Here is a 22,520-nt window from a genome sequence, read left to right as displayed (position 1 = left end):
TCAAGAAAAACATTACGCTAAATGAATTCACATATAGGTTTGCTTGTCTTGTTAAGCTTTTGTGCTCAACCTCAACAAGCGCCCACACGTATTACCTGATCTATTGTTAAAGAGCGTGCCACTGATGTTTTAGTGGCTGCTTGAGACTCGTCTCAAGCGAGGTGCGTATCTTAGTGATCGACCTCTTATCTGTCAACCACTTTTTTCAACTTTTTTACGAGAGAAAAAACTAACTGGTTGATCAGAACGATTCAATAAAGTGTTTAAAAAACAACCACTTGAACCGCAATCCCGATTTCAGTATCCGGTCGCTTTTGCGTCCTTCCCCGTAATCGAGAGCGCGAATTATACGTAGGTATTAGAATGAGTCAACACCCTATATAGATTTATTTCTAAATATTTTCACTAGATGTAGAAAGGCCCGCTATTAGCGGGCCTTTCATGTTTATCGACTGCGTTTCTTATCTCTTTCACGCTTCTTCATATCTTTAATATGCTGACGACTGCGCTCTTTCTTCGCCAACTGTCTAGGTGTGAGCTTGTTCACTTTCCCAGCAAATGGGTTTTCGCCACTTCTAAACTCAAAGCGCATTGGTGTACCGCGTACTTTTAGAAATTTAGTGAAGCGATTCTCTAGGTAGCGTTTATAAGAACCCGGTAGCGAATCTGTCTGGTTACCATGAACAACAATAATAGGTGGGTTTGAGCCCCCCTGGTGTGCATAACGTAATTTGATACGGCGATTGTTAACAGCTGGTGGCTGATGATCAGCTACTACATCTTCTAACAACTTGGTTAGCGCATTAGTAGACCACTTCATCATTGCGAACTTGTAAGCTTCGTTTACTGATTTATAAAGGTCACCAACGCCAGTACCATGCTTAGCCGATATAAAGTGCAAACGCGCAAAAGAGGCAAAGCCCAAACGACGTTCTATCTGCCCTTTAACTGTATCTTTGGCATCGGAGTCCATGCCATCCCACTTATTAAGTGCAACGACAAGAGCACGACCTGAATCGATTACAAATCCAAGCATACTTAAATCCTGCTCTGTTACACCGTCGCGAGCATCAATTAATGAGATTACGACATGAGCATCTTTAATCGCTTGCAGTGTTTTAATGATAGAGAACTTCTCTACCGCTTCAGTCACTTGACGACGACGGCGAACACCCGCTGTATCAATAAGGGTGTACTCCTGACCATCACGCTCATAAGGGATATAAACACTGTCACGAGTTGTACCTGCATGGTCATACACCACAACACGCTCTTCACCGAGCATACGGTTAACAAGAGTAGACTTACCCACATTTGGACGACCCACGATGGCGATCTTAATACTTGGGTCAAACTCTTTCTCTTGCTCTTCACCCTCTTCAGGATGCGGCACACCCGCCTCATCAAGCGTTAGATCTATCAACTGACGAACACCACGACCATGCGCAGCAGCGATAGTTAGCGGATCACCTAAACCTAGGGCATAGAAATCTGCACGCGCCACATCAGGATCGATACCATCAGTTTTGTTTACAACCAGATAGGCTTTCTTCTCATTTCTACGTAGGTGCTGCGCGATCATCTCATCCGCAGGATTCAGGCCCGCACGACCATCAACAAGAAATAGGACGATGTCAGCCTCTTCCACTGCTTGGAAGGACTGATACGCCATCTCTTTATCGATACCCGCTTCATCACCAGAGATACCACCGGTATCAATGACTATGTAATCACGTTCACCAAGATCGCCTTCACCGTATTTACGGTCACGAGTCAGACCTGGTAGATCAGCAACCAATGCATCACGCGAGCGTGTCAAACGGTTAAATAGGGTCGACTTACCCACATTAGGGCGACCAATAAGAGCGATAACCGGAAGCATAAAGTTTGCTATCTCCAAAAAAGCAGAAAGCGGCAATCTGAAACCAGAGTGCCGCCTAAATTAAAAAGGCTAAAACTATTTTAGCGTTAATGCAGTCAATTTACCCGCATTGCTTAACACATAAATCATTTCACCCTGTACGACAGGGTCAGCGTATAGCGCAGAACTATCCACTTCAACACGGCTGACAAAATGTCCATCCGCTTGCGATAGAAGATGCATATAACCAAGCGAGTCACCAACTGCAACCTGGTTACCCAAGACAACTGGTGTACCCAAACCACGATTTGCCAGGTCTGAGTTGCGCCAAACACTTGCTGAGGTTGAGATATCAAAGGCTTCTACTGCACCCTGTGCATCACTTGCGTAGATGTTTCCAAATCCTGTTGCTAGACCACGATAAGTAGAGAACTTTTGCGTCCAGACAGTTGATGCAGTTGCAGGATTGATTGCAACTACACGACCCTGGTAGCCGCCGGTGAAGACAAGATCATTAGCGACTACAAAACCGCCATCAAGATCCATCAGTCGCTCAAGCTCAGAGCGGCCACTTGCATCACCAACACGCAGTTCCCAAACAGGAGCACCTGAAGCGCCAGCCAAGGCAACAACTTTACCGTTTGCAAAACCCGCCAACATACCATCTGACAATAGCAGCGGAGTTCCGGTTCCGCGCAGCGTTAAAGCCGGCTCTTGTGCATCATAAACCCACAACTGCTCACCAGACTCACGCGAATAGGTCGCAATCTGCCCATTGACCTGCTGAACCACGACCATCTGAGCATTAATTTGCGGCTGAGCTGTAACCTCTGAACTTAACTGTATGCGCCAAAGCTCAGAACCATCAGCAGCCTTTAAAGCCACAAGTTCGCCACTATCTAGAACCACTGCAAGGGTACCGAATCCAAGACCGACACCTGCACTAACAGGCTGATCCAAGTCTATTTGCCACAGGATTTTACCGTCTGCGCTTGATACAGCAGAGACCTGCCCAGTTGCATCAACCGCATAGACTGCTGATTCGCTAACAGCCGGTTTAATCTGATTGAAACGCTCTCCAAAACCAGAGCCTACATCCACACGCCAAACAACTTTAAATGACTTCTCTTGCTTAAACTCAACAAGTGGTTGAGGTGCCGCCTCTTCGCTTGCAGACCAGAGCCCACAACCCGAGAGGATAGCGCCAGATAGAGCCAGTACGATAAAGCGTGTGTTAAGAGGGTTCATTAAACACCTTCTCCAGTAGCAAGATCATCAAACTTCAATTTAATAACAGTTTTACGCTGGGCGTCAGAGAGCTCCATCGCTTGCGCATAGAGTTTACGTGCCTCAGTAGCCTTACCCTCTGCTGCTGCTATATCACCCTGAGTCTCAAGCAGAATCGATTGGTAAGCAGATCCAGCCGCAACCACTAGCGCCGCATTCGCTTCACCTGTTTTACCTTCAGCCAACAACAGCTTAGCCTTGCGAATCGATGCAAGCTCCTTGAGGTCAGTCGCAGCAGCATCAGATGACAATACAAAATCCAACTGCTCCATCGCTTGTGCTAAATCACCCTTTTCAACCGCAACACGCGCCAACACCATAGCACCCATAGGTGCATAGCTGCTTGACCCAAAATCTGCACGCAACTGCTCACCTAAACGAAAGAGTGAGGTGGTTGCTGCATCATCAAGAGAAGCCCCCATAGCGACTGGGCTTAAAATATTTTCATAAATCGCTGATGCACCACCTGCGTAATTATCCTGGTATTGATTCCATGATTTCCAACCTAAGGCACCCGCAACAGCTACAGCTACCCATAATAGGGTCGACTTACCGTTCTCTTTCCACCAACTTTTGAGCGCTTCAACCTGCTCTTCTTCTGTTCTTAACTCAGCCACACCAATCTCCAACTATTAAAAACGCTCACGCATGAATGTAGCGAGCTCTTGAACCTTAACTTTAACCTGTTCGCCGTTATCACGCAGAGGCTTTACTGCAACCTCTCCGTTATCACGCTCTTCATCACCAACAATGATTGCAAATTGAGCACCGCTCTTATCCCCTCTCTTCATCTGGCTTTTGAATCCGCCACCACCACAGTGCAATACAGTGCGAAGTGACGCTTCATGACGCATGACCTCAGCAGCCGCCATTGCCGCTGCAAGATTATTATCACCCATTCCAATCACGTATACATCAACCGATTGGCGGACAGCTTCAGGCACAAGACCAAGCTCTTCCAAGAGAAGCACTAGACGCTCAACACCCATGGCAAAACCAACAGCAGGGGTAGGCTTACCACCCAACTGTGATACCAGTCCATCATAACGACCACCAGCACACACAGTACCCTGAGCACCTAGTGCAGTTGTCACCCACTCAAATACCGTTTTACCGTAGTAGTCCAGTCCACGCACCAATCGTGGATTGATAACATACTGAATACCTGCGGCATCTAACAGGGTTTTAAGGGTCTCAAAGTGGTTACGCGACTCTTCGTCGATGTAGTCATGAAAATGCGGCGCATCGTTCAACAAACTTTGAGTATTTGCATCCTTAGAATCCAAAATCCTCAGAGGGTTACTCTCAAGACGACGCTTACTATCTTCATCTAACTGGTCTTTACGAGCTGAGAGGTAGGTAACCAAATCCTCTTTGAATCGATTTCGCGCCTCAGCTGAGCCCAAGGTATTAAGCTGCAGCTCAACAGAACCTAAAAGCCCAAGATTTTTCCAAAGTCTCGCACTCATCACGATAACTTCGGCATCTATATCTGGACCATCCATACCGAAGGCTTCAGCGCCTACCTGATGAAACTGACGGTAACGCCCCTTCTGCGGACGCTCATGTCGGAACATGGGACCGGTATACCAGAGGCGCTGTACCTGGTTATATAGCAATCCGTGCTGTTCCGCAGCGCGGACACAACTTGCAGTACCTTCTGGACGAAGCGTCAGACTGTCACCATTGCGATCTTCAAAGGTGTACATCTCTTTTTCAACAATATCGGTCACTTCACCAATAGAGCGCTTAAAGAGTTCAGTCTGTTCAACAATAGGAGTTCGCACTTCTGCATAGCCGTAGGCTTGAAGTACTGACTTAACTTGAGATTCGAGATACTGCCAAACCGGAGACTGGTCTGGCAGGAGATCATTCATACCACGAATGGCTTGCAACTTTGCCAATGTAAAAACCCGTAAAATCTTTGCGTATTAACGCGACAATGTAATTCGGGCGACATTCTTTCTGGTATGCGGCCCTAAATCAACAGTTGAGCCATTAAAAGTTATCGATCCGACAGCATCAGCTCGACCAATCACCACTGAAAGAGGCGCTTTACCAGACAATTCTAACTTTTTACCTTTGGCGGCTAGGCCATTAAATAGTGCAGCGTCATTTGCATCTTTAATGTTAACCCAACTTACCTCAGAGAATGTGATCACCAGATCATTACCGCCCGAACTTGCCTGTTTCGTTGCAACCTGAGCAGGCTGCGATACATCAACAGCATCTGGTTTTGCAGTCGTTTCTGAACTTTTCACCGCCACAACCTGAGGGGCAGTATCCGGTTTCTCTTCTGGTGTATTAAGCTGAATTGACGGCGCTTCGGCAGGCGCACTCTCTACAGAGTTCGAAATTGGCACCGGAATAGCGATAGATGAAGATTCACCATCACCTTGCATTGGCGGCAGTGCAGGCACCTCTTCTACTGCAGGTGTCTCAGCGTCAGATGTAAATGAGGAACCAATCCCTGACCAGTTTACCTGCATAACACCGTAGGCAACCCCGGAGAGAAGCACCGCAATAATGACCAACCGAAATAGCAGTGTTAGAACAGAGCTAGCTTTTTGTGGATTTAGCTTGAGCACCGTTTTTTTCGTAGCGGCACCCGCACTTTGAACAACGGATTTGCGCTTAGTGGTCACTTCGCCAACAGCGATATTGTAGTGTTCGATAAAAGGACCTGGCTCGAGACCCACTCGACCACAATAAGCACGAATGTAACCACGAGCAAAAACAGGCGCACCTAATGACTCTAGATCACCCTCTTCCAGTGCAGTAAAAACTTGCGTAGTTAACTTAAGCTCACGTTGCAGGGCAGAGGCTGTATAACCCATAGATTCACGGGCAGCGACCAATTTGTGTGCTGCGAAGCCGCTTAAATCATCCCCTAATAAATCGTGATCACTCACAATCCGCTTTCCTTATAATTTTTGTACTCTTCTGAGTTCGGATATAGGTTTTTTAGTAGCAGCGCATAAGTTGCTGCCTTAGATGGACTACCTGCCAATCGTGACAATCGTACACCAACCCAAAGACTTTTCGCAAAGTGCTGAGTTTTACCCTGCTCTAGTAAGCTTTTGAACTCGACAAAACGCTGATTAGCTGCAACCTGATCACCCTTCTCAATATAGAGATCGGCCAACTCAATTTGCGCAGAAGCACGATCTGGAGAGAGGGTAATGGCACGCTTCAATACAAACTCGGCTGCATCGACTCGACCAATTAAACGGTAACACCGCCCTAAGTTTTCAAATGCCTGGGCACGCTGCGTATAGAAAGGATCTTCGGTGGCACTTTGTAACTGCGTACAAGCCTCTTCATAACGACCAAGCGAATATAGAAATGCACCATAGTTATTGTGAATCATTGCTGAGCTGGGGTCTGCTGCAATCGCCTGTTTATAGTAGCCATCGGCCAGGTCTCGTTCCTGCTCCGCCTGAAAAACGAGCGCCAGCCCATTTAAGGCCGGTGCATATTTCGCGTCTGCTGAAACCGCTTTTTGCAGGGTATCTTTCGCACTCAGAAGATCACCTGCCTGGAGATACTGCATTCCCAATTTGGTGTAGGCAGCCAGTGCCGACTCATCAGGCCGAACAGCACTACCCGAACCATTAGACTGAAATGAAGAGCAGCCTACCAGCAAGGCAAGAGAGGTGATAACTAGAAGGGCACGAACAGTAGAGGCCACAAAAATACCGCTTAGAATCAAATAACTATTTGATTAACGATAGTTTATAACCCTAATTTAATCTAGGTTTCAATTGATAAAACTTAGCAGGCTAAATCTTTGACCAGAGCTAGACACGGAGGTTTTATGCGTCAGTCGCATCCTGTAGATCGATGTATTTTTGACTACGGCGAGTTCGGTCTTGAACCTGACCGACCAACTGACCACAGGCAGCATCCACATCATCACCACGCGTTCTACGAACCGTCGTCAAAATTTTCCCCTTTAACATCTCCATCTTAAAGCGCTGAATCGCATCTTCCGATGGACGCTTGTAGTCAGAGTTAGGGAATGGGTTAAATGGAATTAGATTGAGTTTACAAGGAACCTGCTTCAACAACTTAACCAGCTCACGTGCATGTTCTGGCTGATCATTGATACCCGCAATTAACGTATATTCAATGGTTGCTACACGACGGTCAGCAAGTTTTGAGAAGTAACGCTTCACAGAATCCATCAACTGCTCGATAGGGTATCGACGGTTAATTGGAACCAACTGATCACGCAGCTCATTGTTTGGTGCATGGAGTGAGATCGCAAGCGATACGTCAGTTACTTCAGACAACTTATCAATTGCTGGTACAACACCCGCTGTACTCAGGGTAACGCGACGCTTAGAGAGGCCGTAGGCATTATCTTCCATGAAGAGCTCAAGCGCATCGACAACCGCATCGAAGTTCATGAGTGGCTCACCCATACCCATCAACACGATGTTTGAAACGCGACGGTCACCTGATGGATCAAAGGGACCAAAAGAGCGAATAGCAACTCGAAGCTGCCCAACAATCTCAGCTGTACTTAGATTACGATTGAAGCCCTGCTTACCCGTAGAACAAAAACTACAGTCGAGCGAACATCCAACCTGAGAGGAGATACACAGAGTGCGGCGATCGCCTTCTGGAATCAGAACCATCTCAATTGCTGAACCACCATCCATACGAATAACCCACTTACGGGTTTCATCCTTGGAGATTTTTTCCAGTACAACCTCTGGTTCACGGATCTCCGCAACCTCAGCTAGACGCTCACGAAGCGCTTTACTGATATTGGTCATCTCATCAAATGAGCTCGCACCCTGCTGATGAATCCACTTAAGGACCTGAGTAGCACGGAAACGTTTCTCACCTAACTCCTCGAAGAAAGCTTCAAGTTTGCTTGGTGAAAGACCGATAAGGTTTACTTTTTGTTCAGACATATAATCGCAACCATAAAAAAGGCGCTCTCCGAAAACGGAGAACGCCTCAGTGTAACTGAATTACGCGCCGAAGAAGTATTCGATTTCGCGTGCTGCAGAAGTTGCAGAGTCAGAACCGTGTACAGCGTTCGCATCGATAGACTCAGCGAAATCACGACGGATAGTGCCTTCAGCAGCTTCCTGTGGGTTAGTAGCACCCATAAGTTCACGGTTTTTAGCGATAGCATTTTCGCCTTCAAGAACCTGTACAACAACAGGGCCAGAAGTCATGAAAGATACTAGATCGCCGAAGAAAGGACGCTCTTTGTGCTCAGCGTAGAAACCTTCAGCATCAGCCTGTGAAAGCTGTTTCATCTGCATTGCAGAAACTTTAAGACCTGCTTTTTCGAAACGAGAAACGATTTCGCCGATTACGTTTTTAGCAACAGCATCTGGTTTGATGATAGAAAGAGTACGTTCAGTAGCCATGACCGATTAATCCTTAAGTTGAATTGTGGTACAAAATTTTAGTGCGCGGAATTATACGCGAAGGTATTAAATTTAAACAGTTCTATTAGTAAATACTGATTAATGCCCTTCAGAGACCTGATTGAGCGTGTACTTCGGTATTTCAACAACCAAATCTTCACTCCCAACTACAGCTTGGCAACTTAAGCGCGACTCTGGCTCAAGACCCCAAGCCTTATCCAACATGTCGTCCTCAAGCTCATCTGACTCTTCGAGACTATCGAAACCCTCACGAACAATGACGTGACAAGTGGTGCAAGCACACGACTTTTCACAAGCGTGCTCGATATCGATACCATTCGCTAAAGCGGCATCACAAATTGTAATACCCGGCTCAACTTCAATAACCATGCCTTCAGGGCAGTGCTCTTCATTTGGCAGAAAAATCAGTTGTGTCATTCAAACTACCTTAATCAATTTGATCAACGCTCTGACCTTTGAGCGCTTTCTGTATAGATTGGTCCATGCGGCGTGCAGCAAAGAAGTCACTCGCTTGCGCAAGATGCTCGACACCCGCCTCTATCGCTTTACTGTTAACGCTCTGCTTCAGAGATTCCAACACAGCGATCTCAGCTTGCAGATCTGAAAGCTCTTGAGCAGTTAATAGCGCCTGACCGTCTTCAGCGATAGCTGCATGTAGAGCCCCGATAAGTCGATCCGCTTCAACTTGCTGCTCACGCAGTGCACGACGATCTTTATCATCTGCAGCGTAAGCGAACGAATCTTTAAGCATCGATGCAATTTCTAAATCACTCAGGCCATAGGATGGCTTTACCTGAATCGTACTCTCTACTCCTGTAGATAGCTCTTTAGCTGAAACATTCAACAGACCGTCTGCATCGACTTGGAAAGTGACACGAATTTTAGCCGCACCTGCAGCCATTGCAGGAATGCCTCTAAGGGTAAATTTAGCAAGAGAGCGACAATCTTCTACCAACTCACGCTCACCTTGAAGCACGTGAATAAGCATCGCTGTTTGACCATCTTGATAGGTCGTAAACTCTTGAGCACGCGCAACAGGGATTGGCGTATTACGGTGGATCACCTTCTCAACCAAGCCACCCATGGTCTCAAGACCCAGTGAAAGAGGTAAGACATCAAGGAGCAGAAGCTCCGCATCAGGCTTGTTACCAGCCAAGATATCTGCCTGAATCGCTGCACCAACAGCAACAACGCGATCAGGGTCGATATCAGTATGTGGCTCACGCTCAAAAAACTCACGAACGCCATCAACCACTGCAGGCACACGCGTTGAACCGCCCACCATAACAACATCGTTAATATCTGAAATATCGATACCTGCATCGCGAAGCGCCCGCTTACATGCACGAATAGTTTTACCAACTAGAGAGGCTGTAAGCTCGTTAAACTCTGTTCGCGAAAGAGAGATTGTTGATCCATCAGGCAGTTGAATTTCTGTTTCAGCTTGATCGGTAAGCTGCTCTTTAGCGGCTCTTGATGCAGCAAGGAGAGCGCGCAGTTGCGACTGATCTAGATCTGAATCCGAAGTTTGTTCGAGGACCCAATTAGCAATAGCGTGGTCAAAATCATCTCCACCCAGTGCTGAGTCTCCGCCCGTTGCAAGCACCTCAAAAACACCCTGAGTTAGACGCAAAATGGAGATATCAAAGGTACCACCGCCTAAGTCGTAAACAGCAACAACACCCTTATCCTGCTGATCCAAACCGTAAGCAACTGCAGCAGCTGTCGGTTCATTCAAGAGACGTAAAACTTTGAGCCCAACAACGGTTGCCGCATCTTTAGTCGCTTGACGCTGAGCATCATCAAAGTAGGCAGGCACAGTGATCACGGCACCTTCAAGCTCGCCACCTAGGGTTCGTTCTGCTCTTCTAACCAAATTATCTAGAATTTCAGCAGAGACTTGAACCGGACTCACTGAGCCAGAGACAGTCTCAATATAGGGCATGCCACCTTCAGTACTCGAAAAGCGGTATGGCAGCTGTTCGCCTAGAGTTAATGCATCAGAAGCAGAGCGACCCATGAGTCGTTTAACCGACTGTATCGTATTGTATGGATCGCTTGACGCGGCCTGCAGGGCAGCCGCACCCACCTCAATGGAGCCACCCTCAAGGTAGCGAACCACGGAAGGGAGAAGATGTTCACCCGACTCATCAGCTAGAGTCTCAGCTACACCGTTGCGAACAGAAGCGACTAATGAGTTTGTTGTTCCTAGATCAATACCCACAGCAAGCTTTCGCTGATGGGGATCCATACTCATACCTGGCTCAGCTATCTGTAACAACGCCATGTAACTAAAACTCCTCTTCGAGGCGCTCTTCCATAGCACCTACTTCTAAAATCAATTTATTGAGAAACTGAAGCTTGCGAACCGCCTCTTCAGCCATCTCCATATCACCTGAATTAAAGCTCGCTACAAATCCATCCAAGCAATTTTTCTCAAGCGATTTCGCCTCTCTCTCCAACGAAGCCAAAGCAGCAAAAGGGTCGGATGCTTTAGGAACAGAACCTAGCGCTTCCCGAAGCTCCATCTGCTCCATTAAAAACGCTACGGGCAACTGTTTGCGACTCTCTTCACCCGTCTCAATACCCTGAAGGGACAAAAGATACTGAGCACGCTTTATAGGTGATTTAAGGGCATCGTATGCACTATTAATATGAGTAGCTGCCTGAACAGACTTAAGCTGCTCTGCATCGCTTAAATGTGCGAATCGATCAGGGTGGAATTCACGCTGGAGCGAGCGGTATTGGCTATCCAACTGGCTTCGATCGACTTCAAAACCAGCAGGCAGACCAAATAGCTCAAAAAAGTTTTTGGAGAGATCCAATGCAATTACCTATGGCTTAGACGTTGAAACTTTCGCCGCAACCGCATTCACTAGCTACGTTAGGGTTGTTGAATTGAAAGCCTTCATTCAACCCCTCTTTCACAAAGTCCAACTCAGTACCATCTAGGTAAACGAGACTCTTTGGATCAACAACAACTTTGACACCGTCAAATTCGAATACGCTATCCTCTTCTTCAAGCTGATCAACATATTCAAGGACATAGGCCATACCAGAACAGCCAGATGTTTTAACACCCAGACGGATACCGATACCCTTACCGCGCTTTCCTAAGTATGCCGCAACATGCTTTGCTGCGGCAGATGTCATAGTTACTGCCATAATCCCTACAAACCTGCTTGCACAGGTTATCCTTATTTCTGTTTGCTACGGTAATCTTCAATAGCCGCTTTAATAGCGTCCTCTGCCAATACTGAACAGTGAATTTTCACCGGCGGAAGCGCCAACTCTTCAGCGATTGTAGCATTCTTAAGTGCCGCTGCTTGATCTAGCGACATACCTTTAACCCACTCAGTAACCAGTGAGCTAGAAGCGATCGCAGAACCGCAACCGTAGGTTTTAAATTTGGCATCTTCAATAATGCCGTCATCATTCACTTTAATCTGAAGACGCATTACATCACCACAGGCTGGTGCCCCCACCATACCAGTGCCAACACTAGGGTCATCAGACTCCATTTTGCCGACGTTGCGTGGATTTTCGTAGTGATCAATAACCTTTTCGCTGTAAGCCATGACTATCTCCTAAACCATTAACTTAGTGGTGAACCCACTCAACCTTACTTAGATCAACGCCGTCCTTGAACATATCCCAAAGCGGTGACAGTTCACGTAGCTTATCTACTGCTGTACGAACCTGAGCTGCTGCATAATCAACCTCCTCTTCAGTTGTAAAACGACCGAAAGAGAAGCGAATAGAGCTGTGCGCCATCTCATCATTTAGACCCAATGCACGAAGTACATATGAAGGCTCTAGTGATGCAGAAGTACAAGCAGAACCTGAAGAGACAGCAAGATCTTTAAGCGACATAAGAAGCGACTCACCTTCTACAAAGGCGAAGCTGACATTGAGGTTTCCAGGGTAACGCTCATCAACAGACCCGTTGATGTAAACCTCTTCCATGTCGCTAATGTTTGACCAGAATCGATCACGCAGCGATACCAAGCGCGCATGCTCTGCGTCCATAGACTCTTTAGCAATTCGACAAGCTTCGCCCATACCAACAAGCTGGTGTGTTGCCAGAGTACCTGAACGCATACCGCGTTCGTGACCGCCGCCGTGAATTTGTGCTTCAATACGAACACGCGGTTTACGGCGCACATAGAGTGCACCAACACCCTTAGGACCGTAGACCTTGTGTGCACAAAGCGACATTAGGTCAACTTTCAAATCTTGCATATCAATTGGCAGCTTGCCGGCACTCTGCGCAGCATCTACATGAAATAGCACGCCATGCTTGCGAGTCAGTTCACCTATCGCAGCGATATCCGTGATTGTGCCGATCTCATTGTTAACATGCATAAGAGAGACAAGAATCGTATCTTCACGCAGTGCTTCAGCAACCATCTGCACAGTGATAAGACCATCACTTCCTGGTGTTAGGTAGGTAACTTCATACCCTTCACGTTCGAGCTGGCGACAGGTATCTAGTACCGCTTTGTGCTCAATTTTAGATGTAATGATGTGCTTACCTTTTTTGTGGTAGAAGTGCGCAACACCTTTGATTGCAAGGTTGTCTGATTCAGTTGCACCAGAGGTCCACACAATTTCACGCGGATCAGCACCAATTAGATCTGCTACCTGACGACGCGCAGTTTCTGCCGCCTCTTCTGCTTTCCAGCCGAATAGGTGTGAACGTGACGCTGGGTTACCGAAATTACCATCCGGTGTAAGGCAGGCCATCATTTTTTCTGCCACACGAGGATCCACCGGTGTGGTTGCAGAATAATCTAGATAAATAGGTAACTTCATTGTTAACTCTCCAAAAACCTTAACACTTGATCATTAACCGTTAGCAGATGATACGATCAATCGATCCAACGACTTCATATCCTGTCGTTTAGCAACTGAAAGCACATCATTACGTGAAACCAGATCTTGCAGACTGATATCACTCAAAAAACTGTGAATTTGATTACTCAAATCTTCCCAGAGATGGTGAGTCAGACACACTTCACCACTTTGGCAATTCCCTTTACGCTGACAACCTGTCGCATCGACAGACTCATTCACCGCGTCAACCACCTGAGCTACTGCAATCTCAGAGCTTATTCGGTTCAAGCTGTAGCCGCCACCTGGGCCTCTAACACTCTTAACCAAACCACTTTTACGAAGTTTTGCGAAGAGCTGCTCTAAGTAAGAGAGGGAGATACCCTGACGCTCAGAAATATCCGCCAAACTGATAGGGCCCTTGCCATCATGCAGCGCCAAATCCAGCATCGCGGTAACCGCATAACGACCTTTTGTTGTCAGTCGCATGACCATCTCCTTCAGGAATTTATTGGCTAAATTATGCAATTCCCTACAAAAACGGTCAAGAATTATTTCCTACTAAATTAGTAGGCTATTTATCTTTTACCAACCGACCAATCTTGGTCAAAATTCCGCGCAAAACAGCTACTTCAACCTTATCTGGTACAGCTCTTAGAATTAACCTGCGAAGACGTGTCATAAGCTGCCTAGGGTTGTCGGGATCTAAAAACTTGATATCAACCAGCGTACTCTCGAGATGGTCGAACATCTGCTCTATCTCACCGTGCTCGGCCAACTCTATATCCCAATCGATACCCCAGTTAGGCGCCTGCTCTGAAGTAGTTAAAGCCATACGCATCTCGTAGGAGATCACCTGCACAGCTGCAGCTACATTCAAAGAGCTAAAGTCTGGATTAGTCGGAATATGAACATGCATATGACAGAGGTGAAGCTCCTCATTGGTTAGCCCCCTATCCTCCCGTCCAAACAGGATAGCGACCTGACAATCAGGATTTTGCTCAATGCTTTTAGAAACCGCTGCCGCAAGTTCACGCGGATTAACTAATGGCCAAGGAATATGACGTCCTCGAGCACTCGTTCCTACCACCAAGTGACATCCCGCTATCGCTTGCTCTAGCTCTTCAACAACAATAGCTGACTCAAGAATATCTTCAGCTCGAGAGCTACGGGCATCCGCTTCAGGATGGGGGAAATGTTTTGGCGCTACCAATGTAAGGTTTGAAAGCCCCATATTTTTCATCGCTCGCGCTGTCGCACCGATATTACCGGGATGCGTTGTATTAACCAGAACGATACGAATATTGTCTAACACTTAAGGGCTCCTTTAGAGGGCGCAAATTCTATCAGAATTGATCTTTCGGCGCACGATGACAGGTGTATAGTTTTTAGGCAGGACTTTGGTATAATGTGCGTTCGCTCTTTTAATAATTCCGGATACTCAACGATGCAACCAATGGTAAACATCGCACTGCGCGCTGCCCGCATGGGAAGCGAACAGATGTCACGCGCGCTTGAACGCTTAGATCTAATCAAAAGCGAACAGGGCAGTGTTGCGAACTTTCTTAAAGACACCTGCAAAGGTGTAGAACGCACAATCGCTTTCAATATTCAGAAAGCTAACCCACACCACAGCATCTTTGGTGAGTATTCTGGCGAACACGCCGCACAGGAAGAGGGTCCAAATCCTTGTCACTGGCGCGTACACCCAATCGATAGCGTTGTTCACTTCTCTCAAGCGATCCCATCTTTTGCGCTCTGCATTACGGGAACTATTCGTGGCAAGATTGAACATGCAATCATCCTAAATCCTGTCACTGGTGAAGAGTTCACTGCAAGTAACGGCCAGGGTGCACAGCTTAACGGCAAGCGCCTGCGTGTCAGCAACCGCACCAACCTAACATCGACTGTGATTGGCACGGGTTTCCTTGCACGCACTTCTGATAAAAAGCATCTCGAGCAGCAGCTCAATATTACTCGCGCTTTGATCGAAGCTGATGCTAACACTTTCAGTACAGGCTCTGTTGCACTGAACCTTGCTTATGCTGCGGCTGGTCGTATCGACGGCATCATTCAAAACGGTGTGACTGCTGATGAGATCGATGCAGGTCTACTCATTCTTCGCGAAGCGGGCGGCCTCTCTTGTGACTTTAAAGGCGGCAATGACATTCGCAATAAGGGCGAGCTAGTAGCAGCCAACCCTAAACTATTGAAGGCACTTTTAAATAAAGTACACTCAGCACAGTAGAGCCTAGTGCAGCATCATTGAAAAAGGCGGGATATCCCGCCTTTTTTATTGCGAATATTTTGCAGCAATCAACCACGCACCATTTTTATATGTGCAATACCACACTCATCATATATCCCGCCCTGGGAGACAAACCCAAACTCTTGATAAAACTGCTCAACATGATGCTGCGCAGATATTTTAATTTTGCAGTTCGGCACCTTAGACTCCAACCATTCGATAGCAGCTCGAGTCAGATCTCGTCCCAGCCCCTTACCACGGAAAACCTTTGGTACCAGCACTCGACCAATCGAGGCCTCCTCATACACCTGCCCAGGCAAGAACAAACGCGCATAGGCTAACAACTCACCACCCTCTGTTAGCAATAGATGGGCCGCTCTCTGATCTTCGTCATCCATATCCTGACAGACACAATCCTGCTCCAAAAAGAAAACCTCAAAACGGTTTTTCAAAACCGTGTAGAGCTGCTCTTTTGAGAGCTCAGCAAAACTTAAAACCTCAACATCCATATAGACCTCAACAAAGAGTGTAGCAATAGAGTAAAACGGAACAGTTATAGTAACCGGATTTTGCGGAGACAAAAAAGCCGGCTACAAAAGCCGGCTTTTTTAACGCTTAAAATTAAGCGTTGTAAGGGTCACGAAGAACGATCGTTTCGATACGATCTGGACCTGTAGATACGATATCGATAGGCGCTTCGATTAGAACCTCTAGACGCTTGATGTAGTTCACAGCGTTCGCTGGAAGTTGATCAAGAGACTGGGCACCTAAAGTAGATTCGCTCCAACCTGGAACTGTTTCGTACACTGGCGTTACTGTTTCGTAATCTTCACTGCCATTTAACGAGTAGACATCGTTACCTTCAGCATCCTTGTAACCTACACAGATCTCAATAGTCTCAAGACCATCAAGAACATCTAGCTTAGTTAGACAGATACCTGATACAGAGTTGATCTGAATCGCGTGTTTTAGCGCTACAGCATCGAACCAACCACAACGGCGTGCACGACCCGTAGTTGAGCCAAACTCGTGACCACGCTCAGCAAGACGCGCACCAATTTCACACTGAAGCTCAGTTGGGAATGGACCACCACCTACACGGGTAGTGTACGCTTTGGTAATACCAAGAATGTAATCAAGGTATAGAGGACCAAAACCAGAACCTGTTGAAGTACCACCTGCAGTGGTATTTGAAGAGGTTACATATGGGTAGGTACCGTGGTCGATATCAAGTAGCGAGCCCTGCGCACCTTCAAACATGATGTTAGCGCCCTGCTTACGAAGTTCGTGCAGCTTAGCTGTAACATCAATCACCAAAGGAAGAAGCTGATCAGCCATTGCAAAGCACTCTTCTAGTACCGCATCGTAGCTAACAGGCTCAACTTTGTAGTAACTTTCTAGAACGAAGTTATGGTAAGTCATCACCTCTTTAAGCTTCTCAGCAAAGAGTTTTCGATCTTTAAGATCACCAAGACGCAGACCACGACGCGAAACTTTATCTTCGTATGCTGGCCCAATACCACGACCCGTCGTACCGATCTTTGCGTTACCGCGAGCAAGCTCACGTGCCTGATCAAGTGCTACGTGGTATGGAAGAATTAACGGACACGCAGGACTTAGGCGCAGACGCTCACGTACTGGCACTCCTGACTCTTCCAACTTTGCCATCTCTTTAAGAAGAGCTTCAGGTGAAAGTACAACACCGTTACCGATCAAACATAGAACGTTTTCACGCAAGATACCGGAAGGGATCAAGTGAAGAACGGTCTTTTGACCATCAATTACTAGGGTGTGACCCGCGTTATGACCACCTTGGAAGCGAACAACAGCCGCAGCCTTATCAGTCAGAAGATCAACGATTTTACCCTTACCTTCGTCACCCCATTGAGTGCCGAGAACAACGACGTTTTTGCCCATTAGACTATCAATTACTCTTTTTAAACTTTAGAGAGTGGTAACCACCCATTCGGAATTTTCTTTTACCAAGCGACGATCACAGTGCGCAGGCACTTCACTGTCACTTAGCTCAAACACTACACGCTCACCCTGCGCACGAAGCTGGGCAACCGCTTCAACCAACGATCCATCCGCCATTTTTGGAGCAAGAATCGATGATGCAAATGCTGGCGTCTCTTCAAGAGCCAACATCACTAAAGTTTTTAGGTCCGCACTGAATCCAGTTGCAGGACGCGCACGCCCAAAGTCCGCACCGATCTGATCATAACGACCACCCTTAGCGAGCGCCTGACCAAACTGAGGTGAGTAAGCTGCAAACACAACACCCGTGTGGTAGCTGTAGCCACGTAACTCACCTAGATCTATATAAATGCCAACCTGCGGAAAGGCCGTTTTAACTCGCTCTGCAATTGCAGCAACGTGCTCTACAGCTTCAAGAATTGCAGGACTATCAACAAACAACTGGCGCGCTTTATCTAGCTCCGCAACACCACCGTTAAGTGAAGCCAATGAACCTAACTTCGTCTGAAGAGCAGAATCGATATCAAGACCAGCAACAAAATCTTTCAGTTCTGGAAGCGCTTTACGCTCCAAAATATCAATGTAAGTATCAATCTGAGCTTGAGAAAGTTTTGCCTCTTTCACTAATTCAGAGAAGACGCCAACATGGCCGAGATCGAGGTTGAGAGAACCTTTAATACCGACTTGAAGAAGCGTATCAAGCATCAGCGAGATAACTTCAGAATCTGAGTCGACACCCTGGTGGCCAAAAAGCTCAGCACCAACCTGCATAGGATTACGTGATGCCAACATATTCACAGCGCGGGTGTGCAGAACCGAACCGCAGTAGCAGAGACGGCTCACACCATTTGTGCGCAAACGATGGGCATCAATACGCGCCACCTGAGGCGTAATATCCGCTCGAATACCTAGCATGTGACCTGAGGTTTCATCGGTCACTTTAAATGTTCGCAGACCAAGATCACCACCAACACCGGTTAGAAGTGACTCAAGGTGCTCTGCGACTGGAGGCATCACAAGTTCATAGCCCCAGCCATGGAAAAGATCAAGTACGCGGCGACGCACCAATTCCACTTCTCGTGCAACTGGGGGTAGAAGCTCCTTCATACCATCAGGAAGTAGCCAGCGATCAGCCAACGCCATTTATCTCTCCAACTTTTATCGCGAAAAAACTAACAAAACTGTACCTAGCAGCATCGACACCAAACCAAAGGTGCGAAGCGTCTGGTCACTCATCGTTCCAAGCTGGGAAACCATCGAGCGCCAACGCTGCGGATAGAGGAATGGAATCACACCCTCGATCACTAAAACCAAACAAAATGCGAGCCATAGCTCATGCCAAAGTTCGGACATTAAATGCACTGCCAAATCACAAAAAAACCGGGGGTTTCCCGGTTGACGAATTTTAACACGAAAACGGGCGCCAATGGCACCCGTTTTTAACCCTTAAAGCCAAGCCTTTTGGTTAAGGCTTACTTCCCTGTAAGTAGCGGAAGAATTCACTATCAGGTTTTAGCAGAAGAACATCGGAGCCACTCTTAAATGATTCACGGTAGGCCATTAGACTACGGTGAAACGAGTAGAACTCTGGGTCTTTGTTGTATGCATTAGCGTAGATACTTGCCGCCTGAGCATCGCCCTCACCTCGAGTCACTTCCGACTCACGGTAAGCGTTCGCTAGGATGACCGTACTCTGACGATCTGCATCTGCGCGAATACCCTCTGCAAGCTCTTTACCACGTGAACGAAGCTCACGTGCAAGACGCTCACGCTCTGTACGCATACGTTCATACACAGAGTTAGATACTTCTGAAGGCAGGTCAATTCGCTTCACTCGCACATCAACTACGCGAAGGCCAAGCTCCTCTTCACTGATTTTGCTTAGTGTTGCGATGACTGCGTCCATCACCTCTTCACGCTCACCAGAGACAACCTCAGTCAACGTACGGGTACCAAACTGGTTACGCAGAGATGTCTCAATACGTGTCGAAAGCAGATCTGCAGCACGGTATGAGTCACCTGAAGTTGCAGTGTAGAACTTAGAGGTATCACTAATGATCCACTTAACGTAAGAGTCGACAACTAGACGTTTTTTCTCAAGCGTTAGGAACGATTGAGGGCGAGTATCAAGCGTCTGAACTCGGGCATCAAACTTGCGAATCGTGTTCACAAACGGAATCTTGAAATGAAGACCCGGCTGAAGATCCGCTTCTACCACCTCACCAAACTGCAGCTTAACGCCACGTTCAATCTCTTTGATGATGTAAAGCGAGTTTGAAAGTACCAACAGTACCACTACAGCGATAACAGAGGTAAACATTGAAGTTGGCTTCATATTAACGACCCTCCCGTAGTGATGAAGATGATGTACCAATGCGGTTGATAACCTGATCAGTAATAGCACGCATACTTGTATCATCAAGGCGAACAGTACCATTTGCGCTGTTAATTGGCGCAGACCTGTTCTCCAGTAGCTTATCAAGCGGCAAATACATCATGTTATTGCCACCTTCAACGTCAACCATCACCTTAGGTGACTGCCCAAGCACCTGCTGCATTGTCTCTATGTAGAGACGCTCGCGTGTAACTGCTGGTGCTTTTTTGTATTCGGTTAATAGTGCCGTAAAACGATCCGCTTCACCGGTTGATTTAGCAATAACCTCTTCACGGTATGCGTTTGACTCTTCGATCACACGCTGAGCAGTACCACGCGCTTCAGGTACGATACCATTAGCGTAAGCTTCTGCTTCGTTCTTAACACGCTGCTCATCTTCACGCGCTTTGATTACATCGTCGAAAGCATCTTGAACCTGTTTAGGCGCAGTAGCATTCTTAACGTTAACACCTGAGATTGATAAGCCCGTACCGTAATCATCCATGTAGCTCTGCAGACGCGCTTTAACTTCAGTCGCTAGAGTTTCACGGCCTTCAGTAAGAATTGCATCCATATCAGTCGCACCCACTGTGTGACGAAGTGACGACTCAGATGCATGCGAAAGACTGGTTTCTGGATCACGTACATTTAGAACATAATCACGCGGATTGCTAACAACGTATTGAACGGTCATATCAACGTTGACGATGTTCTCATCACGAGTAAGCATAAGTGAGCCGTGATCAAGTGTACGAACGCGCGTTACGTTCAACTTAGTCACATCATCGATCAATGGTGGGTTCCACTGCAGACCTGGTTGCACAGTCTCTAAGTATTTACCTAGACGTAAAACAACACCGCGTTCCTGCTGGTCAACGGTATAGAAACCCATACCACCCCAGACTACGACAACAGCTAATGCGATTAACCCGATAAAACCGGCACTTGGCGCTGATGGAGGCGTGATTCCAGAATCACCATTACCACCCGATTTTTTCTTACCGCCAAATAGCGAGTTCAAACGCTCTTGCAACTTTTGCAAAGCTTCATCTAGATCAGGCGGCCCCTGTTCAGGACCTCCCGAACCACCACGACGACCATTATTGCCGCCACTGTTCCATGGGTCTTGGTTGTCCTTCGGACCACCAGGCTCATTCCAAGCCATAGTCACACTCCAACTAAAATAAACTTTTTTAATAGAAAGCTTAGCTAACTATTACCACTCTTCTTCTCTGGCCGGAATAAATGTCTCGTGAGAGATATCTAAACGGCTCAAAATCTTACGCAGCTCTTTTTCCTGAAGCTTGATCTCAAGTCTAATACGACCCTCTTCAGAAAACTGTTCATCAACCACTGCATTTTGTTTGTAAAGCATTGCCCTTAACTGACCCTGAAAATGATCCAATTCAATAACATCATGGAACATATCATTGGCTAACCGCTCCTGCAGCGCCTGAATCAGCAGTTCAACGCCCTCACCACTCTGCGCTGAGAGCCACACACGAATTGGATTACCCTCATCGTCACGATCAATTTTAGGTGAAACACCCTCCATTGCATCGATTTTATTGTAGACCTCCAACATCGGGACCTGATCAGCATCGATCTCATGAAGCACGTGCATCACTTCAGCAATGTGATCACGGCGCTCATCATCTGCAGCATCAATCACATGCAGCAGAAGCGCCGCTTCAACGGTCTCTTGCAAGGTCGCTCTAAAGGACTCTACTAGTTTATGGGGGAGGTCTCGTATAAATCCAACCGTATCGGCCAAAATAACTGAACCAATATCATTCATCTCAAGCTTACGAAGGGTCGGATCGAGCGTTGCGAATAGCTGATCAGCCGCATACACATCGGCTTCAGTAATACGATTAAACAGTGTCGACTTGCCGGCGTTGGTGTATCCCACCAGTGATAGTGTTGGTATTTCGGCACGAGCACGGGCACGACGTCCTTGCTCACGCTGTTTACGCACTTTCTCTAGACGGGCTGTGATCGCTTTAATACGAGCACGCAATAGTCGACGGTCTGTCTCAAGCTGAGTTTCACCCGGTCCACGCAGACCTATACCACCCTTTTGACGCTCAAGGTGGGTCCAACCACGTATTAGGCGTGTGGACATATGTTCAAGCTGAGCTAACTCAACCTGCAGCTTACCTTCATGGGTGCGTGCGCGCTGCGCAAAGATATCTAAGATAAGACCGGTACGATCCAAAACACGACACTGAATCTCACGCTCAAGGTTTCGCTCCTGGGCTGGCGATAAAGAGTGATCGAATATCACAAGCTTAGCGTCATGCATATGCACAAGCTCAGCGAGTTCTGCAACTTTACCTTTACCAAGGAAGAACTTGGGACTTGGGTCAGAGCGGGTGCCGAAAAGATATTCAACAGGATCCGCCCCGGCCGAGAGAGCTAGCTCTTCTAGCTCTCGTGGATTGTTGTTCGCGTTATGCCCCGGAAAATCTATATGGACGAGTATGGCTGTCTCACCAGACTCAGGACGTTCGAAGAACAATTATT

General features: G+C 47.1%; 24 protein-coding genes. 1 reads left to right on the top strand and 23 read right to left on the bottom strand.

Annotated elements, in window-relative coordinates; translation table 11 throughout:
* Positions 1-445 precede the first annotated feature (445 nt).
* The 16 genes from der to HH196_RS00680 form a co-directional block, all read right to left on the bottom strand.
* Complete coding sequence (der, locus tag HH196_RS00755) at positions 446-1,882, bottom strand: ribosome biogenesis GTPase Der (protein WP_169450203.1); 1,437 nt, start codon at positions 1,880-1,882, stop codon at positions 446-448.
* A gap of 75 nt (positions 1,883-1,957) precedes the next feature.
* On the bottom strand, positions 1,958-3,109 hold the full coding sequence (gene bamB, locus HH196_RS00750) for an outer membrane protein assembly factor BamB (RefSeq protein ID WP_169450202.1): 1,152 nt from the start codon (positions 3,107-3,109) through the stop codon (positions 1,958-1,960).
* Positions 3,109-3,765 carry a tetratricopeptide repeat protein gene (locus HH196_RS00745; protein ID WP_169450201.1) on the bottom strand — a complete coding sequence of 219 codons (657 nt, stop codon included), beginning with the start codon at positions 3,763-3,765 and terminating at the stop codon, positions 3,109-3,111. The genes bamB and HH196_RS00745 overlap by 1 nt, the downstream gene beginning before the upstream one ends.
* Positions 3,766-3,780: 15 nt before the next feature.
* The gene (hisS, locus tag HH196_RS00740; RefSeq protein WP_248276906.1) at positions 3,781-5,025 is read right to left on the bottom strand and encodes a histidine--tRNA ligase; all 1,245 of its coding nucleotides are present in this window, start codon (positions 5,023-5,025) and stop codon (positions 3,781-3,783) included.
* A 54-nt stretch (positions 5,026-5,079) separates the two neighbouring features.
* The gene (locus HH196_RS00735; RefSeq protein ID WP_169450199.1) at positions 5,080-6,060 is read right to left on the bottom strand and encodes a RodZ domain-containing protein; all 981 of its coding nucleotides are present in this window, start codon (positions 6,058-6,060) and stop codon (positions 5,080-5,082) included.
* Complete coding sequence (gene pilW, locus HH196_RS00730; protein ID WP_211160798.1) at positions 6,057-6,839, bottom strand: type IV pilus biogenesis/stability protein PilW; 783 nt, start codon at positions 6,837-6,839, stop codon at positions 6,057-6,059. Before pilW ends, HH196_RS00735 begins: the two co-directional genes overlap by 4 nt.
* 124 nt (positions 6,840-6,963) lie before the next feature.
* The gene (gene rlmN, locus HH196_RS00725) at positions 6,964-8,073 is read right to left on the bottom strand and encodes a 23S rRNA (adenine(2503)-C(2))-methyltransferase RlmN (protein WP_169450198.1); all 1,110 of its coding nucleotides are present in this window, start codon (positions 8,071-8,073) and stop codon (positions 6,964-6,966) included.
* 60 nt (positions 8,074-8,133) lie between these two features.
* Entirely contained in the window at positions 8,134-8,541 is a 408-nt protein-coding gene (gene ndk / locus HH196_RS00720) for a nucleoside-diphosphate kinase (RefSeq protein WP_169450197.1), read from the bottom strand.
* Positions 8,542-8,640: 99 nt separating this feature from the next.
* Entirely contained in the window at positions 8,641-8,979 is a 339-nt protein-coding gene (fdx, locus tag HH196_RS00715; RefSeq protein ID WP_169450196.1) for an ISC system 2Fe-2S type ferredoxin, read from the bottom strand.
* Between the two features lie 10 nt (positions 8,980-8,989).
* The gene (gene hscA / locus HH196_RS00710) at positions 8,990-10,849 is read right to left on the bottom strand and encodes a Fe-S protein assembly chaperone HscA (protein ID WP_169450195.1); all 1,860 of its coding nucleotides are present in this window, start codon (positions 10,847-10,849) and stop codon (positions 8,990-8,992) included.
* Between the two features lie 4 nt (positions 10,850-10,853).
* Positions 10,854-11,387: a Fe-S protein assembly co-chaperone HscB gene (gene hscB, locus HH196_RS00705; RefSeq protein ID WP_169450194.1), complete on the bottom strand. Its 534-nt coding sequence runs from the start codon at positions 11,385-11,387 to the stop codon at positions 10,854-10,856.
* A 16-nt stretch (positions 11,388-11,403) separates the two neighbouring features.
* The gene (gene iscA / locus HH196_RS00700; RefSeq protein ID WP_169450193.1) at positions 11,404-11,727 is read right to left on the bottom strand and encodes an iron-sulfur cluster assembly protein IscA; all 324 of its coding nucleotides are present in this window, start codon (positions 11,725-11,727) and stop codon (positions 11,404-11,406) included.
* A 32-nt stretch (positions 11,728-11,759) separates the two neighbouring features.
* Positions 11,760-12,140, bottom strand: coding sequence for a Fe-S cluster assembly scaffold IscU (iscU, locus tag HH196_RS00695; protein WP_169450192.1), 381 nt, complete (start codon positions 12,138-12,140; stop codon positions 11,760-11,762).
* A gap of 22 nt (positions 12,141-12,162) precedes the next feature.
* On the bottom strand, positions 12,163-13,377 hold the full coding sequence (locus tag HH196_RS00690) for an IscS subfamily cysteine desulfurase (protein WP_169450191.1): 1,215 nt from the start codon (positions 13,375-13,377) through the stop codon (positions 12,163-12,165).
* 33 nt (positions 13,378-13,410) lie between these two features.
* A complete protein-coding gene (gene iscR, locus HH196_RS00685) occupies positions 13,411-13,884 on the bottom strand; it encodes a Fe-S cluster assembly transcriptional regulator IscR (RefSeq protein WP_169450190.1) in 474 nt (157 codons plus the stop codon).
* A gap of 85 nt (positions 13,885-13,969) precedes the next feature.
* Positions 13,970-14,710, bottom strand: a complete 741-nt coding sequence (locus HH196_RS00680) for an RNA methyltransferase (RefSeq protein ID WP_169450189.1) — start codon at positions 14,708-14,710, stop codon at positions 13,970-13,972.
* 132 nt (positions 14,711-14,842) lie between these two features.
* Between HH196_RS00680 and HH196_RS00675 the strand changes: the two genes are divergently transcribed.
* Complete coding sequence (locus tag HH196_RS00675) at positions 14,843-15,643, top strand: inositol monophosphatase family protein (protein ID WP_248276866.1); 801 nt, start codon at positions 14,843-14,845, stop codon at positions 15,641-15,643.
* 68 nt (positions 15,644-15,711) lie between these two features.
* Here HH196_RS00675 and HH196_RS00670 read toward each other — a convergent pair whose 3' ends face one another.
* From HH196_RS00670 to hflX, 7 genes are all read right to left on the bottom strand, one after another.
* Positions 15,712-16,224: a GNAT family N-acetyltransferase gene (locus HH196_RS00670; protein ID WP_211160797.1), complete on the bottom strand. Its 513-nt coding sequence runs from the start codon at positions 16,222-16,224 to the stop codon at positions 15,712-15,714.
* Positions 16,225-16,264: 40 nt separating this feature from the next.
* On the bottom strand, positions 16,265-17,560 hold the full coding sequence (locus HH196_RS00665; RefSeq protein ID WP_169450188.1) for an adenylosuccinate synthase: 1,296 nt from the start codon (positions 17,558-17,560) through the stop codon (positions 16,265-16,267).
* 27 nt (positions 17,561-17,587) lie between these two features.
* Positions 17,588-18,763 carry an ATP phosphoribosyltransferase regulatory subunit gene (locus HH196_RS00660; protein ID WP_169450187.1) on the bottom strand — a complete coding sequence of 392 codons (1,176 nt, stop codon included), beginning with the start codon at positions 18,761-18,763 and terminating at the stop codon, positions 17,588-17,590.
* Between the two features lie 15 nt (positions 18,764-18,778).
* A complete protein-coding gene (locus HH196_RS00655) occupies positions 18,779-18,973 on the bottom strand; it encodes a DUF2065 domain-containing protein (protein WP_169450186.1) in 195 nt (64 codons plus the stop codon).
* A 112-nt stretch (positions 18,974-19,085) separates the two neighbouring features.
* Positions 19,086-19,955, bottom strand: coding sequence for a protease modulator HflC (hflC, locus tag HH196_RS00650; protein WP_169450185.1), 870 nt, complete (start codon positions 19,953-19,955; stop codon positions 19,086-19,088).
* A gap of 1 nt (position 19,956) precedes the next feature.
* Positions 19,957-21,159: an FtsH protease activity modulator HflK gene (hflK, locus tag HH196_RS00645; RefSeq protein WP_169450184.1), complete on the bottom strand. Its 1,203-nt coding sequence runs from the start codon at positions 21,157-21,159 to the stop codon at positions 19,957-19,959.
* 51 nt (positions 21,160-21,210) lie between these two features.
* Positions 21,211-22,515, bottom strand: coding sequence for a ribosome rescue GTPase HflX (gene hflX, locus HH196_RS00640; protein ID WP_169450183.1), 1,305 nt, complete (start codon positions 22,513-22,515; stop codon positions 21,211-21,213).
* Positions 22,516-22,520 lie beyond the last annotated feature (5 nt).

Origin of the sequence: Marinobacterium sp. LSUCC0821 (assembly GCF_012848475.1) — a bacterium.
In the GTDB taxonomy this organism is placed as follows: domain Bacteria; phylum Pseudomonadota; class Gammaproteobacteria; order Pseudomonadales; family Balneatricaceae; genus Marinobacterium_E.
This window is presented reverse-complemented; position numbering and strand designations above follow the sequence as displayed.

Excerpts from the sequence above, each read along its gene's own strand:
- der (WP_169450203.1), bottom strand. The coding sequence starts at position 1,882 with ATGCTTCCGGTTATCGCTCTTATTGGTCGCCCTAATGTGGGTAAGTCG.
- bamB (WP_169450202.1), bottom strand. The coding sequence starts at position 3,109 with ATGAACCCTCTTAACACACGCTTTATCGTACTGGCTCTATCTGGCGCT.
- hisS (WP_248276906.1), bottom strand. The coding sequence starts at position 5,025 with ATGAATGATCTCCTGCCAGACCAGTCTCCGGTTTGGCAGTATCTCGAA.
- rlmN (WP_169450198.1), bottom strand. The coding sequence starts at position 8,073 with ATGTCTGAACAAAAAGTAAACCTTATCGGTCTTTCACCAAGCAAACTT.
- ndk (WP_169450197.1), bottom strand. The coding sequence starts at position 8,541 with ATGGCTACTGAACGTACTCTTTCTATCATCAAACCAGATGCTGTTGCT.
- fdx (WP_169450196.1), bottom strand. The coding sequence starts at position 8,979 with ATGACACAACTGATTTTTCTGCCAAATGAAGAGCACTGCCCTGAAGGC.
- hscA (WP_169450195.1), bottom strand. The coding sequence starts at position 10,849 with ATGGCGTTGTTACAGATAGCTGAGCCAGGTATGAGTATGGATCCCCAT.
- iscA (WP_169450193.1), bottom strand. The coding sequence starts at position 11,727 with ATGGCAGTAACTATGACATCTGCCGCAGCAAAGCATGTTGCGGCATAC.
- iscU (WP_169450192.1), bottom strand. The coding sequence starts at position 12,140 with ATGGCTTACAGCGAAAAGGTTATTGATCACTACGAAAATCCACGCAAC.
- HH196_RS00690 (WP_169450191.1), bottom strand. The coding sequence starts at position 13,377 with ATGAAGTTACCTATTTATCTAGATTATTCTGCAACCACACCGGTGGAT.
- iscR (WP_169450190.1), bottom strand. The coding sequence starts at position 13,884 with ATGCGACTGACAACAAAAGGTCGTTATGCGGTTACCGCGATGCTGGAT.
- HH196_RS00675 (WP_248276866.1), top strand. The coding sequence starts at position 14,843 with ATGCAACCAATGGTAAACATCGCACTGCGCGCTGCCCGCATGGGAAGC.
- HH196_RS00665 (WP_169450188.1), bottom strand. The coding sequence starts at position 17,560 with ATGGGCAAAAACGTCGTTGTTCTCGGCACTCAATGGGGTGACGAAGGT.
- HH196_RS00660 (WP_169450187.1), bottom strand. The coding sequence starts at position 18,763 with ATGGCGTTGGCTGATCGCTGGCTACTTCCTGATGGTATGAAGGAGCTT.
- HH196_RS00655 (WP_169450186.1), bottom strand. The coding sequence starts at position 18,973 with ATGTCCGAACTTTGGCATGAGCTATGGCTCGCATTTTGTTTGGTTTTA.
- hflC (WP_169450185.1), bottom strand. The coding sequence starts at position 19,955 with ATGAAGCCAACTTCAATGTTTACCTCTGTTATCGCTGTAGTGGTACTG.
- hflK (WP_169450184.1), bottom strand. The coding sequence starts at position 21,159 with ATGGCTTGGAATGAGCCTGGTGGTCCGAAGGACAACCAAGACCCATGG.